The 15,186-nt window shown below is 71.2% G+C and carries 16 protein-coding genes; 12 read left to right on the top strand and 4 right to left on the bottom strand.

The window, feature by feature from the left end; translation table 11 throughout:
- Window positions 1–53: 53 nt before the first annotated feature.
- Both ACIQID_RS07010 and ACIQID_RS07015 read right to left on the bottom strand, forming a co-directional pair.
- Complete coding sequence (locus ACIQID_RS07010; protein WP_400283261.1) at window positions 54–1,097, bottom strand: Fic family protein; 1,044 nt, start codon at window positions 1,095–1,097, stop codon at window positions 54–56.
- A 316-nt stretch (window positions 1,098–1,413) separates the two neighbouring features.
- Window positions 1,414–2,796, bottom strand: a complete 1,383-nt coding sequence (locus ACIQID_RS07015) for a peptidoglycan DD-metalloendopeptidase family protein (protein WP_312673533.1) — start codon at window positions 2,794–2,796, stop codon at window positions 1,414–1,416.
- A gap of 218 nt (window positions 2,797–3,014) precedes the next feature.
- Here ACIQID_RS07015 and ACIQID_RS07020 point away from each other — a divergent pair, with 218 nt between their 5' ends.
- The 12 genes from ACIQID_RS07020 (at window position 3,015) to csrA (ending at window position 12,243) form a co-directional block, all read left to right on the top strand.
- Entirely contained in the window at window positions 3,015–3,269 is a 255-nt protein-coding gene (locus tag ACIQID_RS07020) for a flagellar FlbD family protein (protein ID WP_331202356.1), read from the top strand.
- Entirely contained in the window at window positions 3,269–4,084 is an 816-nt protein-coding gene (locus ACIQID_RS07025; protein WP_312673536.1) for a MotA/TolQ/ExbB proton channel family protein, read from the top strand. Before ACIQID_RS07020 ends, ACIQID_RS07025 begins: the two co-directional genes overlap by 1 nt.
- The gene (locus tag ACIQID_RS07030) at window positions 4,081–4,890 is read left to right on the top strand and encodes a flagellar motor protein MotB (RefSeq protein ID WP_312673537.1); all 810 of its coding nucleotides are present in this window, start codon (window positions 4,081–4,083) and stop codon (window positions 4,888–4,890) included. The genes ACIQID_RS07025 and ACIQID_RS07030 overlap by 4 nt, the downstream gene beginning before the upstream one ends.
- Window positions 4,891–4,939: 49 nt before the next feature.
- Window positions 4,940–5,860: a flagellar motor switch protein FliM gene (locus tag ACIQID_RS07035; protein WP_400285704.1), complete on the top strand. Its 921-nt coding sequence runs from the start codon at window positions 4,940–4,942 to the stop codon at window positions 5,858–5,860.
- The gene (fliN, locus tag ACIQID_RS07040; protein ID WP_025104363.1) at window positions 5,857–6,516 is read left to right on the top strand and encodes a flagellar motor switch protein FliN; all 660 of its coding nucleotides are present in this window, start codon (window positions 5,857–5,859) and stop codon (window positions 6,514–6,516) included. Before ACIQID_RS07035 ends, fliN begins: the two co-directional genes overlap by 4 nt.
- 71 nt (window positions 6,517–6,587) lie before the next feature.
- On the top strand, window positions 6,588–6,998 hold the full coding sequence (locus ACIQID_RS07045) for a flagellar biosynthetic protein FliO (RefSeq protein ID WP_312675058.1): 411 nt from the start codon (window positions 6,588–6,590) through the stop codon (window positions 6,996–6,998).
- Window positions 6,995–7,804 carry a flagellar type III secretion system pore protein FliP gene (fliP, locus tag ACIQID_RS07050; protein WP_071327508.1) on the top strand — a complete coding sequence of 270 codons (810 nt, stop codon included), beginning with the start codon at window positions 6,995–6,997 and terminating at the stop codon, window positions 7,802–7,804. The genes ACIQID_RS07045 and fliP overlap by 4 nt, the downstream gene beginning before the upstream one ends.
- A complete protein-coding gene (gene fliQ / locus ACIQID_RS07055; protein WP_025104366.1) occupies window positions 7,801–8,073 on the top strand; it encodes a flagellar biosynthesis protein FliQ in 273 nt (90 codons plus the stop codon). The genes fliP and fliQ overlap by 4 nt, the downstream gene beginning before the upstream one ends.
- 4 nt (window positions 8,074–8,077) lie before the next feature.
- The gene (locus ACIQID_RS07060) at window positions 8,078–8,839 is read left to right on the top strand and encodes a flagellar biosynthetic protein FliR (protein WP_060922129.1); all 762 of its coding nucleotides are present in this window, start codon (window positions 8,078–8,080) and stop codon (window positions 8,837–8,839) included.
- Entirely contained in the window at window positions 8,836–9,927 is a 1,092-nt protein-coding gene (locus ACIQID_RS07065) for a flagellar biosynthesis protein FlhB (protein WP_060922130.1), read from the top strand. Before ACIQID_RS07060 ends, ACIQID_RS07065 begins: the two co-directional genes overlap by 4 nt.
- Complete coding sequence (locus ACIQID_RS07070; protein WP_312673539.1) at window positions 9,924–11,987, top strand: flagellar biosynthesis protein FlhA; 2,064 nt, start codon at window positions 9,924–9,926, stop codon at window positions 11,985–11,987. Before ACIQID_RS07065 ends, ACIQID_RS07070 begins: the two co-directional genes overlap by 4 nt.
- Window positions 11,988–11,991: 4 nt before the next feature.
- Window positions 11,992–12,243, top strand: coding sequence for a carbon storage regulator CsrA (csrA, locus tag ACIQID_RS07075; protein WP_312673541.1), 252 nt, complete (start codon window positions 11,992–11,994; stop codon window positions 12,241–12,243).
- Between the two features lie 8 nt (window positions 12,244–12,251).
- On the opposite strand, the gene ACIQID_RS07080 is transcribed toward csrA, so the two are convergent.
- Window positions 12,252–13,388 carry a hypothetical protein gene (locus ACIQID_RS07080; protein ID WP_400283271.1) on the bottom strand — a complete coding sequence of 379 codons (1,137 nt, stop codon included), beginning with the start codon at window positions 13,386–13,388 and terminating at the stop codon, window positions 12,252–12,254.
- On the bottom strand, window positions 13,385–14,977 hold the full coding sequence (locus ACIQID_RS07085; RefSeq protein ID WP_312673544.1) for a PAS domain-containing sensor histidine kinase: 1,593 nt from the start codon (window positions 14,975–14,977) through the stop codon (window positions 13,385–13,387). Before ACIQID_RS07085 ends, ACIQID_RS07080 begins: the two co-directional genes overlap by 4 nt.
- Window positions 14,978–15,186: the final 209 nt, after the last annotated feature.

Genomic DNA, 15,186 nt, shown 5'->3' on the forward strand with positions numbered 1-15,186 from the left:
GATTCGGCGGGGCTTCGACGCGTAACCGGGGTTTCGGAACGTCGAGCGCGGTCTCACGGACTCATGGCAGCCTGGATCCGTCGATCGAGGTCGTCGAGTTCCGCGACCAACTCGGCCGCCACCCACACGCGGTCGCGTTTTCGACCGGTGATCTCCTCGATGAACCCGGCTGCCTCCAGCCGGGCGATCGCCTTGTAGGTCTGCGGATAAGACGCTCCCGAGCGCTGTTCGAGCTCACCCGCGGTCATGACGGGGTGGTCATAGAACGCCGGGATAAGAGCCGCGACGGCAGACCCGGCCCGTGGCCGGAGCTCAGCCATCCACTCCCCCGGCAACGCCTTGATGCGAGCAATCGACACACGCGAGCTCATCGCCGCCGCGCGCACGGACCGGATGAAGAGGTCGATGAGGGGGGAGGGTTCGCCCGTCCGGTAGCTGCCGAGCGACGCGAAGTACTGCTCGCGCCGGGCGAGAAGACCGCTGGCAAGCGGGACTATGGCGTTTCGGGTGACGCCGCGCCGTCGGAGTACCGCGGAGACGAGAGCACGTCCGATTCGCCCGTTGCCGTCCGTGAACGCATGGATCGACTCGAACTGCGCGTGACCGATCGCCGCCTGCACCAGTACCGGGACGTCGTCCCGGTTGAGGTAGCGGATCAGATCATCCATGAGATCGGGGACCCGGGTGGGTGCCGGGGGGACGTAGAGGGCATCACGCGGCGAGTAGTCGCTCCCGCCGATCCAGTTCTGCATGTCTCGCAGTCGCCCGGCATACACCGCTTCCTGCGGGTCGTCTCTCATCAGTGCGTTGTGCGCCGCCAGCAGGTCGTCGATCGAGAAGCGGCCACGGTCGCCGACACCCGTGACGAGGGCGTGCAGGGCCGTGCTCGCCGCCACCATGCTCGTCGCCGAAGAGTTCGACCTGTTCCCTGCCACCGCCTTGGCATAGTCGACTGCGCTGGCGGTGATCCGTTCGATCTTCGACGAGGCGACCGATTCCGTCCGTGTCATGAACCTGCTCATCGCGGCGGTGTGACCTTCCGCGTCGGTGTCCGCCTGCGCCACGGCGAGCAGCGCTTCCTCCGAGGCGACGATCATCGCCGTCGAGGTGACGAACTCGCTTCCTGCGATCATCGGAGGAATGGAGGCGTCCACAGCGTCCAGCATCCGGTCGGCACGGGTTCCGCCGCGGGCGCGCTGTCGCCAGGGCAGCGTCTCGGTTCCGTGTGACGGCCACTCGCCCGGTGCGAAGAGCTCGGCATCCATAGGGCCGATTATCGCATCCGTTAGTTAGCTTTAGGCGCATAACCTAAATTAACGCCTGCGAACCTCTCACACGCCGCTCTCCCTCTCCCTCACCCATTCCCGCGAGACCCCGTCTTCGCGTCGAAGCCGGGTCTCGCGGCGTTGTGGGTCAGACGTAGATGCCGCGCTGCTCCATGAAGAGCACGGGGTTGGTGTAGCCGCCGTTGATGTAGACCTCGAAGTGCAGGTGGCAGCCGAACGAGCGTCCCGTGTCGCCGGCGTAGGCGATGACCTGACCGGACTGCACCCACTGTCCGCTGCGGACGATGATGCCGCCCGGCTTGATGTGCGCGTACCCCGTGCTGACGCCGCCGCCGTGCTGGATGCGCACGTAGTTGCCGTAGTTCCCGTTCGGGCCGGCGTAGTCCACCGTCCCGGAGTTCGCGGCGTAGATCGCGGCACCACAGCCGTTGGCGAGGTCGGCTCCGTAGTGGAAGCTCGACGAGCAGCCCTGCGGACCGCAGATGGGCGTGCGCGGACCGTAGCTCGAGCTCCGCGCCCCACCGTGCGGGCGCACCCAGCCGCCGTTGCCCGGCGTGCCACCGCCGCCACCGCCGCCACCGCCACCGCCACCGCCGCTCGTCCCTCGGCCGGCAGCAGCCGCCGCCGCGGCCGCCGCAGCGGCCTCGCGCTTGCGGCGGGCTTCCTCTTCCTTTCGCCGCGCCTCGACGCCCGCCTGGTACCCCGCGACCGTCTTGGTCGTGGTGTCCTTGAGCGCCGCCAGCTGGGCCTTGAGGGTCTCGAGGTTCGCCGCCTGCTCGTCGAGCGCGGCCTGCGCCGCGTCCGCCGCCTGCTGCGCCGCGACCATCTTCTGCTCGGCAACCTGCTGCAGGCGGTCGCGCTCGTCCCTGGCGACCTGCGCCTGCGCGGTCAGGGCCTGAGCGGTGTTCCGCGCCGACACGGCGTTGTCGTACGTGGTCTGGTTGTACTCGAGGAACTTGTTCATCGTGCCGAGCCGCGACAGCAGCTCGTCGGCGTTGGCTCCCGACCCGGCGAAGAACAGCTCCAGCGCGGTGTCGTCGCCGCCGCTGCGGTAGAGCTGGGCCGCGATCTGACCGGCCTTCTTCGCGGTCTCGTCGGCGAGCGCCGCCTGCTCGTCGGCCTGTGCCTGCAGCGCGTCCGCCTCGGTGATCGCCGCGAAGTAGGCCTGCTGCGCCTCGAAGAACTCGTCGGACGCGACCTGCGCCGCCGCCTGGGTCTCCGCGACCTTGCGCTCCAGCGACTGGATCAGCCCCTGGATGCGGGTGACCTCGCCGGCCTTGGCCGCCTCGTTGTTCTTCGCGCGCTGCACGTCGTCCCAGCTCGGGTACGACGCGGCATGCGCGGCCGTGACCCCCGAACCGACGCCGAAGGCGGCGAGCGCGACCACGCCCAGCGCACCGATCCCGAAGGCATGGCGCCGGCTGACCGGCTGGTTCCACAGCGCGCCGCGCTCGGCAGCGGTCGGCGCGCAGCCGCACTCCTCGGCCGCCGTCGCCGCGGCCTTCTCCACGTTCCGATCCCGCACAAGGCTCCCTTCGCCCGCTGCTCATCGTCCCCCGCCCCTGGTCCCTATCGGCGACGACGCGCCCGCCGTGAGAAAGATCCCACCCGGTCCCGACCCCGCGCTAACGCGGCGCAGCACCCGGCCGACAGTCCTCTCCGACAGCCCAGGACGGGCCGTCGGTTCCCCGCTCTCGGGCGGGGCGAGCTTTTTCCAGGATGGAGCCCATGATCGTCCTCACGCGCCTGAACCGTTCCCGGTTCGCGGTGAATCCCGACCTGATCGAACGTGTCCAGGCCACGCCGGACACGACGATCACGATGGTCGACGGCGCGACCTTCGTCGTCACGGAGACGATGGACGACGTGATCGCCCGGATCACCCGCTTCCGCGCCGGGGTCCTCGCGACCGCGGCCGCGCTGGTCGCGGCCGGCCACGAGGTCGACGCTCCCGCGGCGTCGGTCAGGGGAGGGGACGCCTGATGGATCCGTCTCTCATCCTCGGGCTCGTCCTCGCGTTCGGCGCCCTGATCGCCATGATCAACCTGGAGGGCGCGACGATCGGGTCGCTCCTCCTGCCCGCACCGATGGTGCTCGTCTTCGGCGCCACGATCGCGGTCGGGCTGGCCAGCGGCACGCTGCGCGACGCCCTGCACGCCGTGAAGTCGCTCCCCCGCGCCTTCCGCGGCGAGCGCCGCACCGCCCAGAGCACCATCGACACCGTCGTCGGCTACGCGGAGAAGGCCCGCACCGAAGGGCTCCTGGCGCTGGAGCAGGGTCTGGACGAGGAGAAGGATCCGTTCCTGCGGCAGGCCCTGCAGAGCATCGCCGACGGCACCGACGCGGAAGACCTCCGCGTCCTGCTCGAGGACGAGCTGTCGTCCACCGCTGCTCGGAACCGCACCGCGTCGCGCTTCTACATGACCCTCGGCGGGTTCGCCCCCACCGTCGGCATCATCGGCACGGTCGTCTCCCTCACCCACGTGCTGGAGAAGCTCGACAAGCCGGACACGCTCGGACCGATGATCGCCGCCGCCTTCGTCGCCACGCTGTGGGGCCTGCTGTCGGCGAACTTCATCTGGCTACCGATCGGCGGACGCCTGCAGCGCCTCGGTGAGCTGGAGCTGGAGCGCATGACGGTGCTCATGGAGGGCATGCTCGCCGTCCAGGCCGGCGCCGCCCCCGCCCACGTCCGCGAGCGCCTGAGCGCGCTGGTCTCCGACCGTTCCCCCGGTCGCTCCCGCCGCCGCGAGCAGCCGGCGGAGGCGGCGGCCGAGCACGAGGACCTCTTCTCATGAGCGTGCGCGCCCGACGCCGCGTCCAGGAGTCCGAGCACAGCGGGCCGGACGAGCGCTGGATGGCGTCGTACCTCGACATGGTGACGGTGCTGATGTGCATGTTCATCGTGCTCTTCGCCATGTCGACCGTCGACCAGGAGAAGTTCGAGGCCTTGAGCGCCTCCCTCGCGACCGGCTTCGGCCAGGAGCCGTCCGACGACATCGACGTGACCAGCGGCGTCGTCGTACCGCCCGAGCTCGTGGACGACGAGGGCGAGGACTTCGCCGACACCGGGCTGGAGGCCGCGCAGCGCGAGTTCGACGAGCTCTCCGCTCTCCGCGAGCGCCTGCGCCAGGTGCTCGCCGACCGGGGTCTCGAAGCCGACGTCACCTTCACGATCGACGAGCGCGGTCTGACCATCGGACTCGTGAGCGCGGAGACCTTCTTCACCACCAACAGCACGGACCTCAGCCCCGCCGCGACCCAGGTGCTCGATGCGCTCGGGTCGGTCCTCGTCTCGGCCCCGAACGAGATCTCGGTGGAGGGGCACGCCGACGCCCGCGGCTCGGTCGCCCCCTTCCCGACCAACTGGGAGCTCTCCGCCGGGCGTTCCACGCAGGTGCTGCGCTACCTCGTGGAAGCCGCCGGCCTGCCCCCTGCCCACCTCAAGTCCGTCGGGTTCGGCGACACCAGGCCGGTCGCCGCCGGCAGCACGCCGGAGCAGCTCGCGGAGAACCGCCGGGTGGACATCGTCATCCTGTCCGATGCCAGCGAGGAGGTGCGAGCGCTGATCCCGGCTGCGGGTGCGGCGCAGACCTCCCCCTGACCCGTCCCTAACGCACGCCGCTCACCGCCCGATAGTCGGGTTCGTGGTGATGGATGACGGCGTGCGCTCGCGAGCGCGCGCGGAGACGGCGATCGCCGACGTCGAGGTCTACGACTTCGGACGCGCGGCGACGCTGTCGCGCGAGCACGCCCGCACCCTGGAGCTCGCGTTCGAGACGTTCGCCCGGCAGTGGTCGGCCCAGCTCTCCGGCAAGATCCACGTGCGCGCCACCATCGCCGTCGAGCACGTCGGCATGCTCACGTACGGCGAGTACGCGCAGTCACTTCCCACGACGACGACCATGATCGTGTGCGCGCTCCCGGATTCGGACGAGCGCATGATCGTCCAGGTGCCGATCCCGACCGCGACCTCCTGGATCGTGCAGATGGTCGGCGGACGGTCGACGTCGACCGTGGAGGACCGCACCTTCACGCCGATCGAGCAGGCGCTGATCCGGTCGCTGATCGCCGACGCCATCGATCACCTCACCGGCAGTCTCGACGGCCTGCTGCCTGTGGGCGTGGCCGTCGCCGGCATCCAGTACAGCTCCCAGTTCGCGCAGGTGGCCGCCGCCGGGGAGCCGGTGATCGTCGCACGGCTCTCGATGCGCCACGGCGGCCGCACGGTTCCCGCCAGCATCATGCTGCCCGCGTCGGTCCTCGCCGGGTTCGCGGTACGCGCCTCCGACGCCGACCGCACCGAGACCCCCGGGCTGGTCCGCCGTCAGGTGGAAGCCGCCCCGGTCGAGGTGGCGCTGCGGCTGGCCCCCCGCACGGTGCTCCCCCGCGAGGTGCTCGACCTCGCCGTCGGCGACCTGCTGCCCCTGCCGCACGCCGCCGACCGTCCCCTGCTCCTCACCGTGGGCGACCAGACGGTCGCGACCGCCGCCGTCGGCAGCGCCGGCGCCCGGCTCGCCTGCGTCGTGACCGCCACCCTCCCCGAAACAGCCCCCGCTCAGGAGTCCGCGTGATCAGCACCACCGCTTACGAGTCCGCCGTCGCCGCCGCGTTCGCGGCGCGGCTGCCCACCGCCGCACCGGTCACCGCGCGCGCCTCGCAGGTGTCCGGCGACACCGGTGACGCCGTGGTCGCGCAGTTCGTCGGCGAGGCGAGCGCTCAGCTCGCCGTGCAGCTCCTCGACGCCGACGTGCTCGTCGACGGCCTCGGGGACCGTCCGCTCACCGACCGGCTGCTGGACGCGCTCGAGGCCGCGGCGACCGCCCTCGGCCCTGGCCTGCTCGGGGAGGCCGCGGTCGGCGACGCCTCGGCCGTCTTCGCCGACCCGCAGACCCAGCTCTTCGACCTCGTGGACCACACCGAGCGGATCATCGGCCGCCTCGCCGTGCGGATCACCCACCGCCCCGCGCGCCCGACCGGGGCCGACGGCCGCCTGCACCGCATCGCGGGCGTCGAGATGGAGCTCACGGTGGAGATCGGCCGCACCCGCATGGCGGTCCGTGACGTGCTCGACCTCGAGCCCGGCCGCATCGTGGAGCTCGATCGCTCCGCGGGCGCCCCCGCCGACGTCAAGCTCAACGGCCGCACGATCGCGCACGGCGAGGTCGTCGTCGTCGACCAGGACTACGCGGTGCGGATCACCCGCATCCTCGAGAACGTCGAGGCCTGACCCTGGACGACCTCCTGCTCGCGCTGCGGGTCGGGCTGTCGCTCGCCGCCGTCCTCGGGCTGCTCTGGTTCCTGCAGCGCCGGGTCTCGAAGACCCAGGCGCGGCGCCGCGACGCCGAGGCGATCACGGTGCTCGGGCGGCAGGGCATCGGTCCGAAGGCGCAGCTCGTGGTCGTGCAGACCGATGACGCCCGTTACGTGCTCGGGGTCACCGAGCACGGCGTGAGCGTGGTCGACCGTCTTCCTCTGCGGCCGGAGCCCTCGGAGTCCGAGGAAGGACGCCCGCCGGCCGCCCGCACGGCCGACGACGTCGAGTTCGACCGCATCCTCGCCGCCGCGGCGCTCACGAGCCCGCCCCCGGCGGTCGCCCCGGCACCGGAGCTCCGTCGCCGCGTGCGGCACCGCAACGACCCGCTCCGCGGTTCCATCCTCTCCCCCGACACCTGGCGGCAGACCGCCGAGGCCCTCCGGCGCGCACGATGACCGCGACCCGTGCCGTCGATCGCGGTCGCGCCTCGCGGCTGCTCGTCCTCGTCGCGGTCGCGATCCTCCTCGCCGTCGTCCTCATCGCCCTCACCGGCACCGCCGCGCACGCGGAGGTCACCCCGGACGACGGCGAGGGCGTGACGATCGACATCAACGGCATCGACGGCGGCCCGTCCGGCTCGATCCTCACCCTGCTGGGGATCACGCTGCTGTCGGTGGCCCCCGCGCTGCTGCTGATGATGACGTCGTTCACGAAGATCTTCGTCGTGCTCGCCATGACGAGGAACGCGCTGTCGCTCCCGACGATCCCGCCGAACCAGGTGCTCGCAGGCCTGTCGCTGTTCCTCTCGCTGTTCATCATGTGGCCGGTCCTGACCGAGATCAACACGCTCGCCGTGCAGCCGTACATCGACGGCGCGCTCACGTTCACGCAGGCCGTGGACGTCGGGCAGGCCCCCCTGCGGGAGTGGATGCTGCACTACACGCGCGAGGAGGACCTCGCGCTGATGACCCGGATGGCGGGGCAGGACAACCCGGAGGACGCCGCGAGCGTGCCGATGTACACGCTCATCCCCGCGTTCATGATCTCGGAGCTGCGTGCGGCCTTCATCATCGGCTTCGTGATCTTCGTGCCGTTCCTCGTGATCGACCTCGTCGTGGCGGCGGCGCTGATGTCGATGGGCATGATGATGCTCCCGCCGGTCATGATCTCGCTGCCGTTCAAGATCCTGCTGTTCATCCTCGTGGACGGGTGGGGGCTCATCATCAAAGCGCTCCTGGAGAGTTACGGAGGTGTGGGATGAGTCCCGAAGCCGTCCTCGACATCGGCGCCCAGGGTCTGCTGATCGCCGCCAAGCTCGCCGCCCCGATGCTGATCACGGCCCTCGTGGTGGGTTTCGCGATCTCGCTGCTGCAGTCCATCACGCAGGTGCAGGAGGTGACGCTGTCGTTCGTGCCGAAGATCGTCGCGGTGGGCATCGCCCTGCTCATCGCGGGGAACTGGATGATCGCCGAGATCATCGCCTTCACGAACGAGATGTTCGCCCGCATCCCGTCGCTGCTGAGCGGATGAGCCCGTGTTCATCCCGATCGACTTCGCGTGGCTGGAGGCCACCCTGCTCGCCGCCGTGCGGATCACGGCGTTCATCATGATCGCCCCGCCGTTCTCGTACGGCGCGATCCCGGTGCGCGTGAAGGCGATGCTCTCGATCGGACTGTCGCTCGCGGTGGGCGCGGCCGTGGCGCCGGGGTACGAGAGCCTCGACACGGGCGCGTTCCTCGGCGCGCTCGTGATCCAGCTCCTCACCGGCGCCCTGCTCGGGTTCCTCGTGCTGCTGTGCTTCTCCGCGGTGCAGGCCGCGGGCAGCCTGATCGACGTGTTCGGCGGATTCCAGCTCGCCCAGGCCTTCGATCCGGCGGCGATGGTCAACGGCGCGCAGTTCACCCGGCTCTTCCACCTCACCGCGCTGACGCTGCTCTTCGCCTCCGGCGGCTATCAGCTCATCCTCGCCGGGCTCGCCCGCAGCTTCGACGCGGTGCCGGTCGACGGCATCTTCCGCGTGGCGGGACCGACCGAGCTGCTCGTCGACGGGGTGTCCCAGATGGTGCTGGCCGCCGTGCAGATCGCGGGCCCGCTGGTCCTCGTGCTCTTCCTCGCCGACGTCGGGCTCGGGCTCATCACGCGCGTGGCGCCGGCGCTCAACGCCTTCGCGATGGGTTTCCCCGTCAAGATCCTCCTCACCCTCCTGCTCGCGGGCGCCGTGTACGTCGCGTTCCCCGGCATCGTCGACGCCCTCGCCACCCAGGCTTTCCGCATGATGCAGGGGGTGACACCGTGAGCGGCTCGGACAGCGGCGAACGCAGCGAGAAGGCCACCGAGAAGCACCTCAGGGAGGCCAGGCAGAAGGGCCGGATCTCCCGCAGCCAGGACCTCACGGCGTGGCTCGGCATCGGCGCCGCCGCCGTCATGATGCCCGCCGCCATCGCCGCGGGGACCGCCGCCGGCACCGAGCAGCTGGTGACCCTCGCCGGGCTCATGCAGGCGCCCTCTCCGGAAGCCGCCCTCGCCGCCCTGGGGCGGGCCCTCGCCTCGGTGCTGCCCACGCTGGGCGCGCTGCTGGCCGCGGTCGCGATCGTGACGCTGTTCGGCGCGGTGGTGCAGGGCGGCGTGCACCTGCGGAAGCTCTCCGGGCGCTACGAGCAGTTCAACCTCGTCTCCGGCGTGCGGCGGGTGTTCGGGCTGCAGGCGCTGTGGGAGGGGGCGAAGGCGCTGCTGAAGACGGCCGCGATCGCCCTCGCCCTCTGGGTCGTCATCTCCGGGCTCATGCCCGTGCTCACGGCGAGCGGCGCCCATTCGGTCTCCCGACTCCTCGGCACCGCGGCGGACGGCACCGCGGCGCTGCTGCAGACCGCCATCGCCGTGGGTCTGGTGCTCGCCGCGATCGACCTGTTCGTGGTGATGCGCCGCAACCGCAAGCACACGCGCATGACCAAGCGCGAGGTGCGCGACGAGAACAAGAACTCCGAGGGCGACCCGCTCATCCGCCAGCAGCGCCGGTCGCGCCAGCTCGCGGTGAGCCGCAACCGCATGATCGCCGCGGTCGCCGGCTCCGACGTCGTGGTCGTCAACCCCACGCACATCGCCATCGCCCTCGAGTACGACCCCGGCACGTCCGCCCCGCGGGTCGTCGCGAAGGGCAGCGGCGTCATCGCCGAGCGGATCCGCGAGAAGGCGCTCGAGTCGGGCGTCCCGCTGGTCCGCGACATCACCCTCGCCCGCGCTCTGCACGCCGCGTGCGAGCTGGGTCAGGAGATCCCCGAAGACCTCTACAACGCCGTGGCACGGGTGCTCGTGTTCGTCGATGCGCTGCGGCGTCGCGGCGCTGCCCGCGGCATCCACTCGCTCCCCTACCGGAGGACCGTATGAAGAAGCTTCTCACCACGCTCGGGGTGCCGATCGGCGTCGTCGGCATCATCATGCTGCTCGTCGTCCCGGTGCCGCCGTTCCTGCTCGACGTGCTGATCATCCTCAACATCATGTTCGCGCTGGTGATCCTGCTCACGTCGATGTTCGTGAAGAAGCCGCTCGATTTCTCGGTGTTCCCCTCGCTGCTGCTCGTGGCGACGCTGTTCCGGCTGGGGCTCAACGTCGCCTCCACCCGCCTCGTCCTCGGCGAGGCGTATGCGGGACAGGTGATCGAGGCGTTCGGGGCGATCGCGGTGGGCGGCTCGCTCATCATCGGCGCCGTCGTGTTCCTCATCCTCGTCGTCATCCAGTTCGTCGTGGTGACCAAGGGTGCCGAGCGCGTGGCCGAGGTGGGCGCCCGGTTCACGCTCGACGCCATGCCGGGCAAGCAGATGGCCATCGACGCCGACCTCAACGCCGGCCTCATCAGCGACACCGAGGCCAGGGAGCGCCGGGCGGAGGTGGCCGCCGAGTCCGACTTCTACGGCGCGATGGACGGCGCCTCGAAGTTCGTCAAGGGCGACGCGATCGCCGGACTCGTGATCATCATCATCAACCTCGTGGGCGGCATCGCGATCGGCCTCGTCCAGCACGGCATGTCGATCGACCAGGCCGTCAGCACGTACAGCCTGCTCACGATCGGCGACGGCCTCGTCACCCAGATCCCCGCCCTGCTCATGGCGGTTTCGACCGGCATGATCGTCACCCGCTCGACCGCCGAGGCCGAGATGGGCACGGCGGCGTCGACGCAGCTCGGCCAGTCGCGCAACGCCCTCATCATCGCGGGGTCGGCGGCCATCGTCATGTCGCTCATCCCGCACATGCCGATGCTGCCCTTCCTGGTGATCGGCGCCCTGCTGCTGCTCATCGCCCAGCGCATCACCGCGACCCGCAAGCGGGAGGAGGCGGAGGCCGCGCAGGCCCCGACCCCCGCGCCGGTGGACCAGCCGGAGGAGCTCATCGAGCGCATGCGGGTGCACCCCCTGGAGATCCTCCTCGCCCCGGACATCGTCGATCTGGTGACCGGCGGCCCCGACGACCTCCTCGCCAGGGTGAAGGCGCTGCGGCGCCGCATCGCGCTCGACCTGGGCCTGGTCACGCCGCCCGTGCGCACCAGGGACAGCATCGAGCTCCCCCAGGCCACCTACGTCATCCGCATCGCCGGCGTCGAGACCGGGCGGGGCACCGCGCCGACCGGATCGGTGCTGGCTCTCGGACAGGGTCTGGACAGCCTGCCGGGGACCGCCGCCCTGGACCCCGTGTTCGGTCTCGAGGGCAAGTGGATCCCGATGGAGATGCGCCACAGCGCCGAGTTCGCCGGAGCCACCGTCATCGACAGGGCGAGCGTCATCATCACCCACCTGTCGAGCGTGATCCAGACGCACGCGGCCCGTCTGCTGAGCCGCGAGGACGTGCGTCAGCTCACCGACGCCCTGAAGCAGGTCTCCCCGTCCGCGGTCGAGGAGCTCACGCCCGCGCTGCTGTCGCTCGCGGAGGTGCAGCGCGTGCTGCAGGGGCTGCTCGCCGAGCGCGTGCCGATCAACGACCTCAGCCGCATCTACGAGGCGCTCGCGCTCCGCGCCAAGACCTCGACCGACCCGGAGGGACTGATCGAGGCCGCCCGTGCCGCGCTGGGGCCGGCCATCGCCTCCCGCTTCGCGGAGGACGGCACGCTCCGCGTCGTCATGATCGCCCCGTTGCTGGAGCAGGCCATGCTGGAGAGCCTCCGTCCCGGCGACGAGGGCTCGCAGATCGTCTTCGACCCACCGCGGATGGAAGCGGTGATCGCGTCGGTGAAGCAGGCCGTGGCGGCGCAGACGGACGGCGGCGAACCGGTGCTCGTGTGCGCGCCCTCGCTGCGTCCGGCCGTGCGGCGGCTCGTGTCGGCGCAGACCGACGGCCTCCCCGTCCTCTCCTACACCGAGGCGACGGCCGCATCGCTGACGATCGAGACGATCGGCGTGGTCCGCGACTCCGCGACCGCGTCGCTGGGGGCCGCCCCCTCCGCACCAGTAGGCTGAACGAATGCTGGTGTTGACGAGGCGGATCGGTGAGAGCGTGCGCATCGACGGCGAGATCGAGGTCACGCTGCTCGACATCAAGGGCGACAGCGTGCGCATCGGCGTCAAGGCCCCGCGCGAGACCCGCATCCAGCGCACCGAGATCATCGAGGCCGTCGTCGCCGAGAACGTCTCCGCCGCCGCCGACTCCGATGCGAGCGCCGCGGACGCGATCACCGCGGCACTCGCGCGGGGGCGCGAGAAGCAGACCCCCTAGGCGCCGCGTCAGACGGCGGCCAGGTCCGACTCCTGCGCCCGCTTCCACTGGTCGCCGCCGGCGTCGCGCGCCCGATCCGCCGCGGAGGCCGCCGCCGCGACGAGGGTGCCGTAGTCGTACCCGGCGACGGACGCCGTCGCCCAGCCGATGCTCGCGGAGGAGCGGATGCCGGTCGCCGGCGCGTCCAGGTCGATGATCGACACCGACGTGAGGATCGCCCGCAGGTGGAACCGCACCGCCTCGTCGCTGCCGTGGATGATGACGATCGCACGGTCGTCGGCGACCCGTTCCGCATCCGCCGTCGCCGGCAGCGCGTCGCAGATGCCCGCGTGGAACCGGTCGGCGATGCGACGGAAGTCGGCGCTGCTCGACGCCTCGCGGAGGTCGGTGGGGTCGTCCAGGCGGATGTCGAGGATCGACCAGGCGGGGTCCTTCTGCGCCGCCGCCTTGCGCAGACGGTCCGCGGCGCGGTCGGCGGCGCCGTCCGTCCCTGGCGCCGCGCTCTCCACCCGCACGAGGAGCACGAGGGTGAACGCCGCGCACGTGCTCACGACGATCGTCCCCAGGGCGTTCACTCCGCGGAGCGCACTGAGCTGCTCCTCCGTGCTCACGCCTCCGGAGACGAGCGCGGACGCGGCGCTGACGACGGCGACCACGACGAAGCCGCACGCGGCGAGCGCGAGCGGCAGCACGACGTCCCGCGACGCCGGCTGTCCGCGCAGCAGCTCCCAGGCGAGGAGACCGGCGAAGACCGCCATCGCCAGGAAGACGACGTGGAAGACCGGCAGATACCAGCGGGTGCCCGCGGTGAGGATCAGCGCGGTGGGCACCCCGACGAGCGCGAGGACGACCGGCGTCCAGGGCGCCGACCGCCCGAAGTGCATCCGCACGCCGATCCACACGAGCGGCACGAAGCAGACGACGATCGCAGAGGCGGCCGCGCGCAGCACGGGGCTGCCCGTGTGGTGCCCGGCCAGCCAGAGGTAGGCGCCGAGCATCCCGATGCCGAAGGCGACGCCCCACACGATGGTCGCCCTGCTCGGCCGGGCCAGGGTGGCGAGACCGACGACGATCGCGGTGAGCACGGTCACCACCGCCACCATGCTCGTGGTGACGTCGACGCTGACGGGCACGAGCGGTGTCATGCGGAGACCTCTTTCGTTCGTCGGGGGAAGCGGACGGTGACGGTGGTGCCGACGTCCACCTCGCTCGCCACGAGGATGACGCCGCCGTGGGCGACCACGATGTCCCGCGCGATGCCCATGCCGAGTCCGGTGCCCGCGATGCCGCCGCGCACCGCGCTGTCGGCCCGGAAGTAGGGTTCGAACAGCCGCGGCAGCTCCTCCTCGGCGATGCCGATCCCCGTGTCGGCGACCGTGACCTCCGCGTGCCCGTCCGACTCCGCGAGCCGCACGCTGATGCGCCCGCCCCCCGGCGTGTACTTGACGGCGTTGCCCAGGAGGTTGTCCAGCACCTGCCGCAGCCGGAACGCGTCTCCCGTGATCACCATGCGGTCGGCGCCGTCGAGCACGAGCTCCTGCCGCGCAGCCCCCATCAGCGGCGCGAACGAGGCGGCGGACTCCTCGACGACCACGCGCAGGTCCACCGGCTCGAAGGGGTCGGGCGAGACCCGCCCCGTCTGGGCCTGCATGCTCGTGACGAGGTCCTGCAGCCGCTCCCCCGCGTCCGCGATGACCTCGATCTGGGCCGGCACGCGGCCGGGGAGATCGTCGCGCTCCCGCAGGAGCTCGACGTGGCCGATGATCGCGGTGAGCGGGTTGCGCAGCTCGTGGGAGATCACGGCGGTGAGGGCCCGCCGCTCCTCCGCGGCCTCCAGGAGCGCGGTGACGTCGTCGATGACCACCAGGGTGATGCGCTCCCCCTCCCGCGCGCCGGCGATGGGCTGGGTGGTCACGGCCAGGGCGTGCCACTGCCCCGCACCGTCGTACAGCCACACCCGCTCCTCCCGCATCTGCTCCCCCGCGGCCGCCCGCGCGAGCGTCGTACGCTCCGGGGTCAGCGCCGTTCCGCGCCGTGCGTCGTACTCGACCGACGCCGACGGGAGGGCCGTGCCGAAGCGGTCACGACCGTACAGGGCGCGGTAGGCGTCGTTCATCTGCAGGATGCGACCGGCGGAGGTCACCACCACGAGCGCGATGCCCAGCGCGTCGATGACCTGCGTGACGCGCTCCTGGTTCGTCTCCGCGCGCTCCGCCGCCCGGTTCACCTGCTCGGAGCGGCGCTGCAGGAGCCGTCGTGCCGCGCCGGAGCGCTGGGCGCCGATGCGGACCGTCACACCGAGGAAGCTCAGGGTGATGACGACCGTGAGCACGCGCAGCAGCACGTCCTCCGGCGGACCGGAACGGTCCGAGAAGAACACCAGGCAGCCGCCGCTGAGCGCGATGCCGGCGAACACCCAGGGCATCGAGAAGTAGGTCGCCAGCCAGACCACCGGGAAGACCCAGAGGAAGCCGAGTCGGAGATCCGGCACGTTCGTCGTCAGCCCGACCCCGAGCACGTCGAGCAGCGGGAGGACCGTCACCGCCGTGCGAGGCAGGCGTCGCCACGGCACCATGAGGGCGACGAGGGTGGTGACGACGATGAGGCCGATCCCCCCGATGAACAGCGGGATCGCGAGGGTCTGCGGCTTGAAGCCCGCGACCATCACCACGATGGCGACGATGCTCGCGGTGAACACCAGCTGCCACCGCCAGATCGAGACCGTGCGGATCATCAAGGTCCGCCTCCCGGTCGATCCTCAGCATTCACGCAAGATTACTCAAAGATCGTCACTTCTCGCTCTTCAGGCGGCGTTCCCGTCCTACGATTCTGAGTGGGAGCCGACGCTGCGACTGGGGATTTCGCAGAAGCTGGGGCCGCGCGAGTGGGGATTCGCAGGCATCCGGGGCCGCGGTGGGGGAGCCGCGGCCTCGACCCCTCCCG

This window comes from Microbacterium sp. NPDC091676 (assembly GCF_044756645.1).
Classification (GTDB): domain Bacteria; phylum Actinomycetota; class Actinomycetes; order Actinomycetales; family Microbacteriaceae; genus Microbacterium; species Microbacterium paraoxydans_D.

Coding starts and splice junctions, on each gene's coding strand:
- fliP (WP_071327508.1), top strand. CDS start 6,995: ATGACCGCGACCCGTGCCGTCGATCGCGGTCGCGCCTCGCGGCTGCTC.
- ACIQID_RS07030 (WP_312673537.1), top strand. CDS start 4,081: ATGAGCGTGCGCGCCCGACGCCGCGTCCAGGAGTCCGAGCACAGCGGG.
- csrA (WP_312673541.1), top strand. CDS start 11,992: ATGCTGGTGTTGACGAGGCGGATCGGTGAGAGCGTGCGCATCGACGGC.
- ACIQID_RS07085 (WP_312673544.1), bottom strand. CDS start 14,977: ATGATCCGCACGGTCTCGATCTGGCGGTGGCAGCTGGTGTTCACCGCG.
- ACIQID_RS07070 (WP_312673539.1), top strand. CDS start 9,924: ATGAAGAAGCTTCTCACCACGCTCGGGGTGCCGATCGGCGTCGTCGGC.
- ACIQID_RS07035 (WP_400285704.1), top strand. CDS start 4,940: ATGGATGACGGCGTGCGCTCGCGAGCGCGCGCGGAGACGGCGATCGCC.
- ACIQID_RS07025 (WP_312673536.1), top strand. CDS start 3,269: ATGGATCCGTCTCTCATCCTCGGGCTCGTCCTCGCGTTCGGCGCCCTG.
- ACIQID_RS07080 (WP_400283271.1), bottom strand. CDS start 13,388: ATGACACCGCTCGTGCCCGTCAGCGTCGACGTCACCACGAGCATGGTG.
- ACIQID_RS07020 (WP_331202356.1), top strand. CDS start 3,015: ATGATCGTCCTCACGCGCCTGAACCGTTCCCGGTTCGCGGTGAATCCC.
- fliQ (WP_025104366.1), top strand. CDS start 7,801: ATGAGTCCCGAAGCCGTCCTCGACATCGGCGCCCAGGGTCTGCTGATC.
- ACIQID_RS07010 (WP_400283261.1), bottom strand. CDS start 1,097: ATGATCGTCGCCTCGGAGGAAGCGCTGCTCGCCGTGGCGCAGGCGGAC.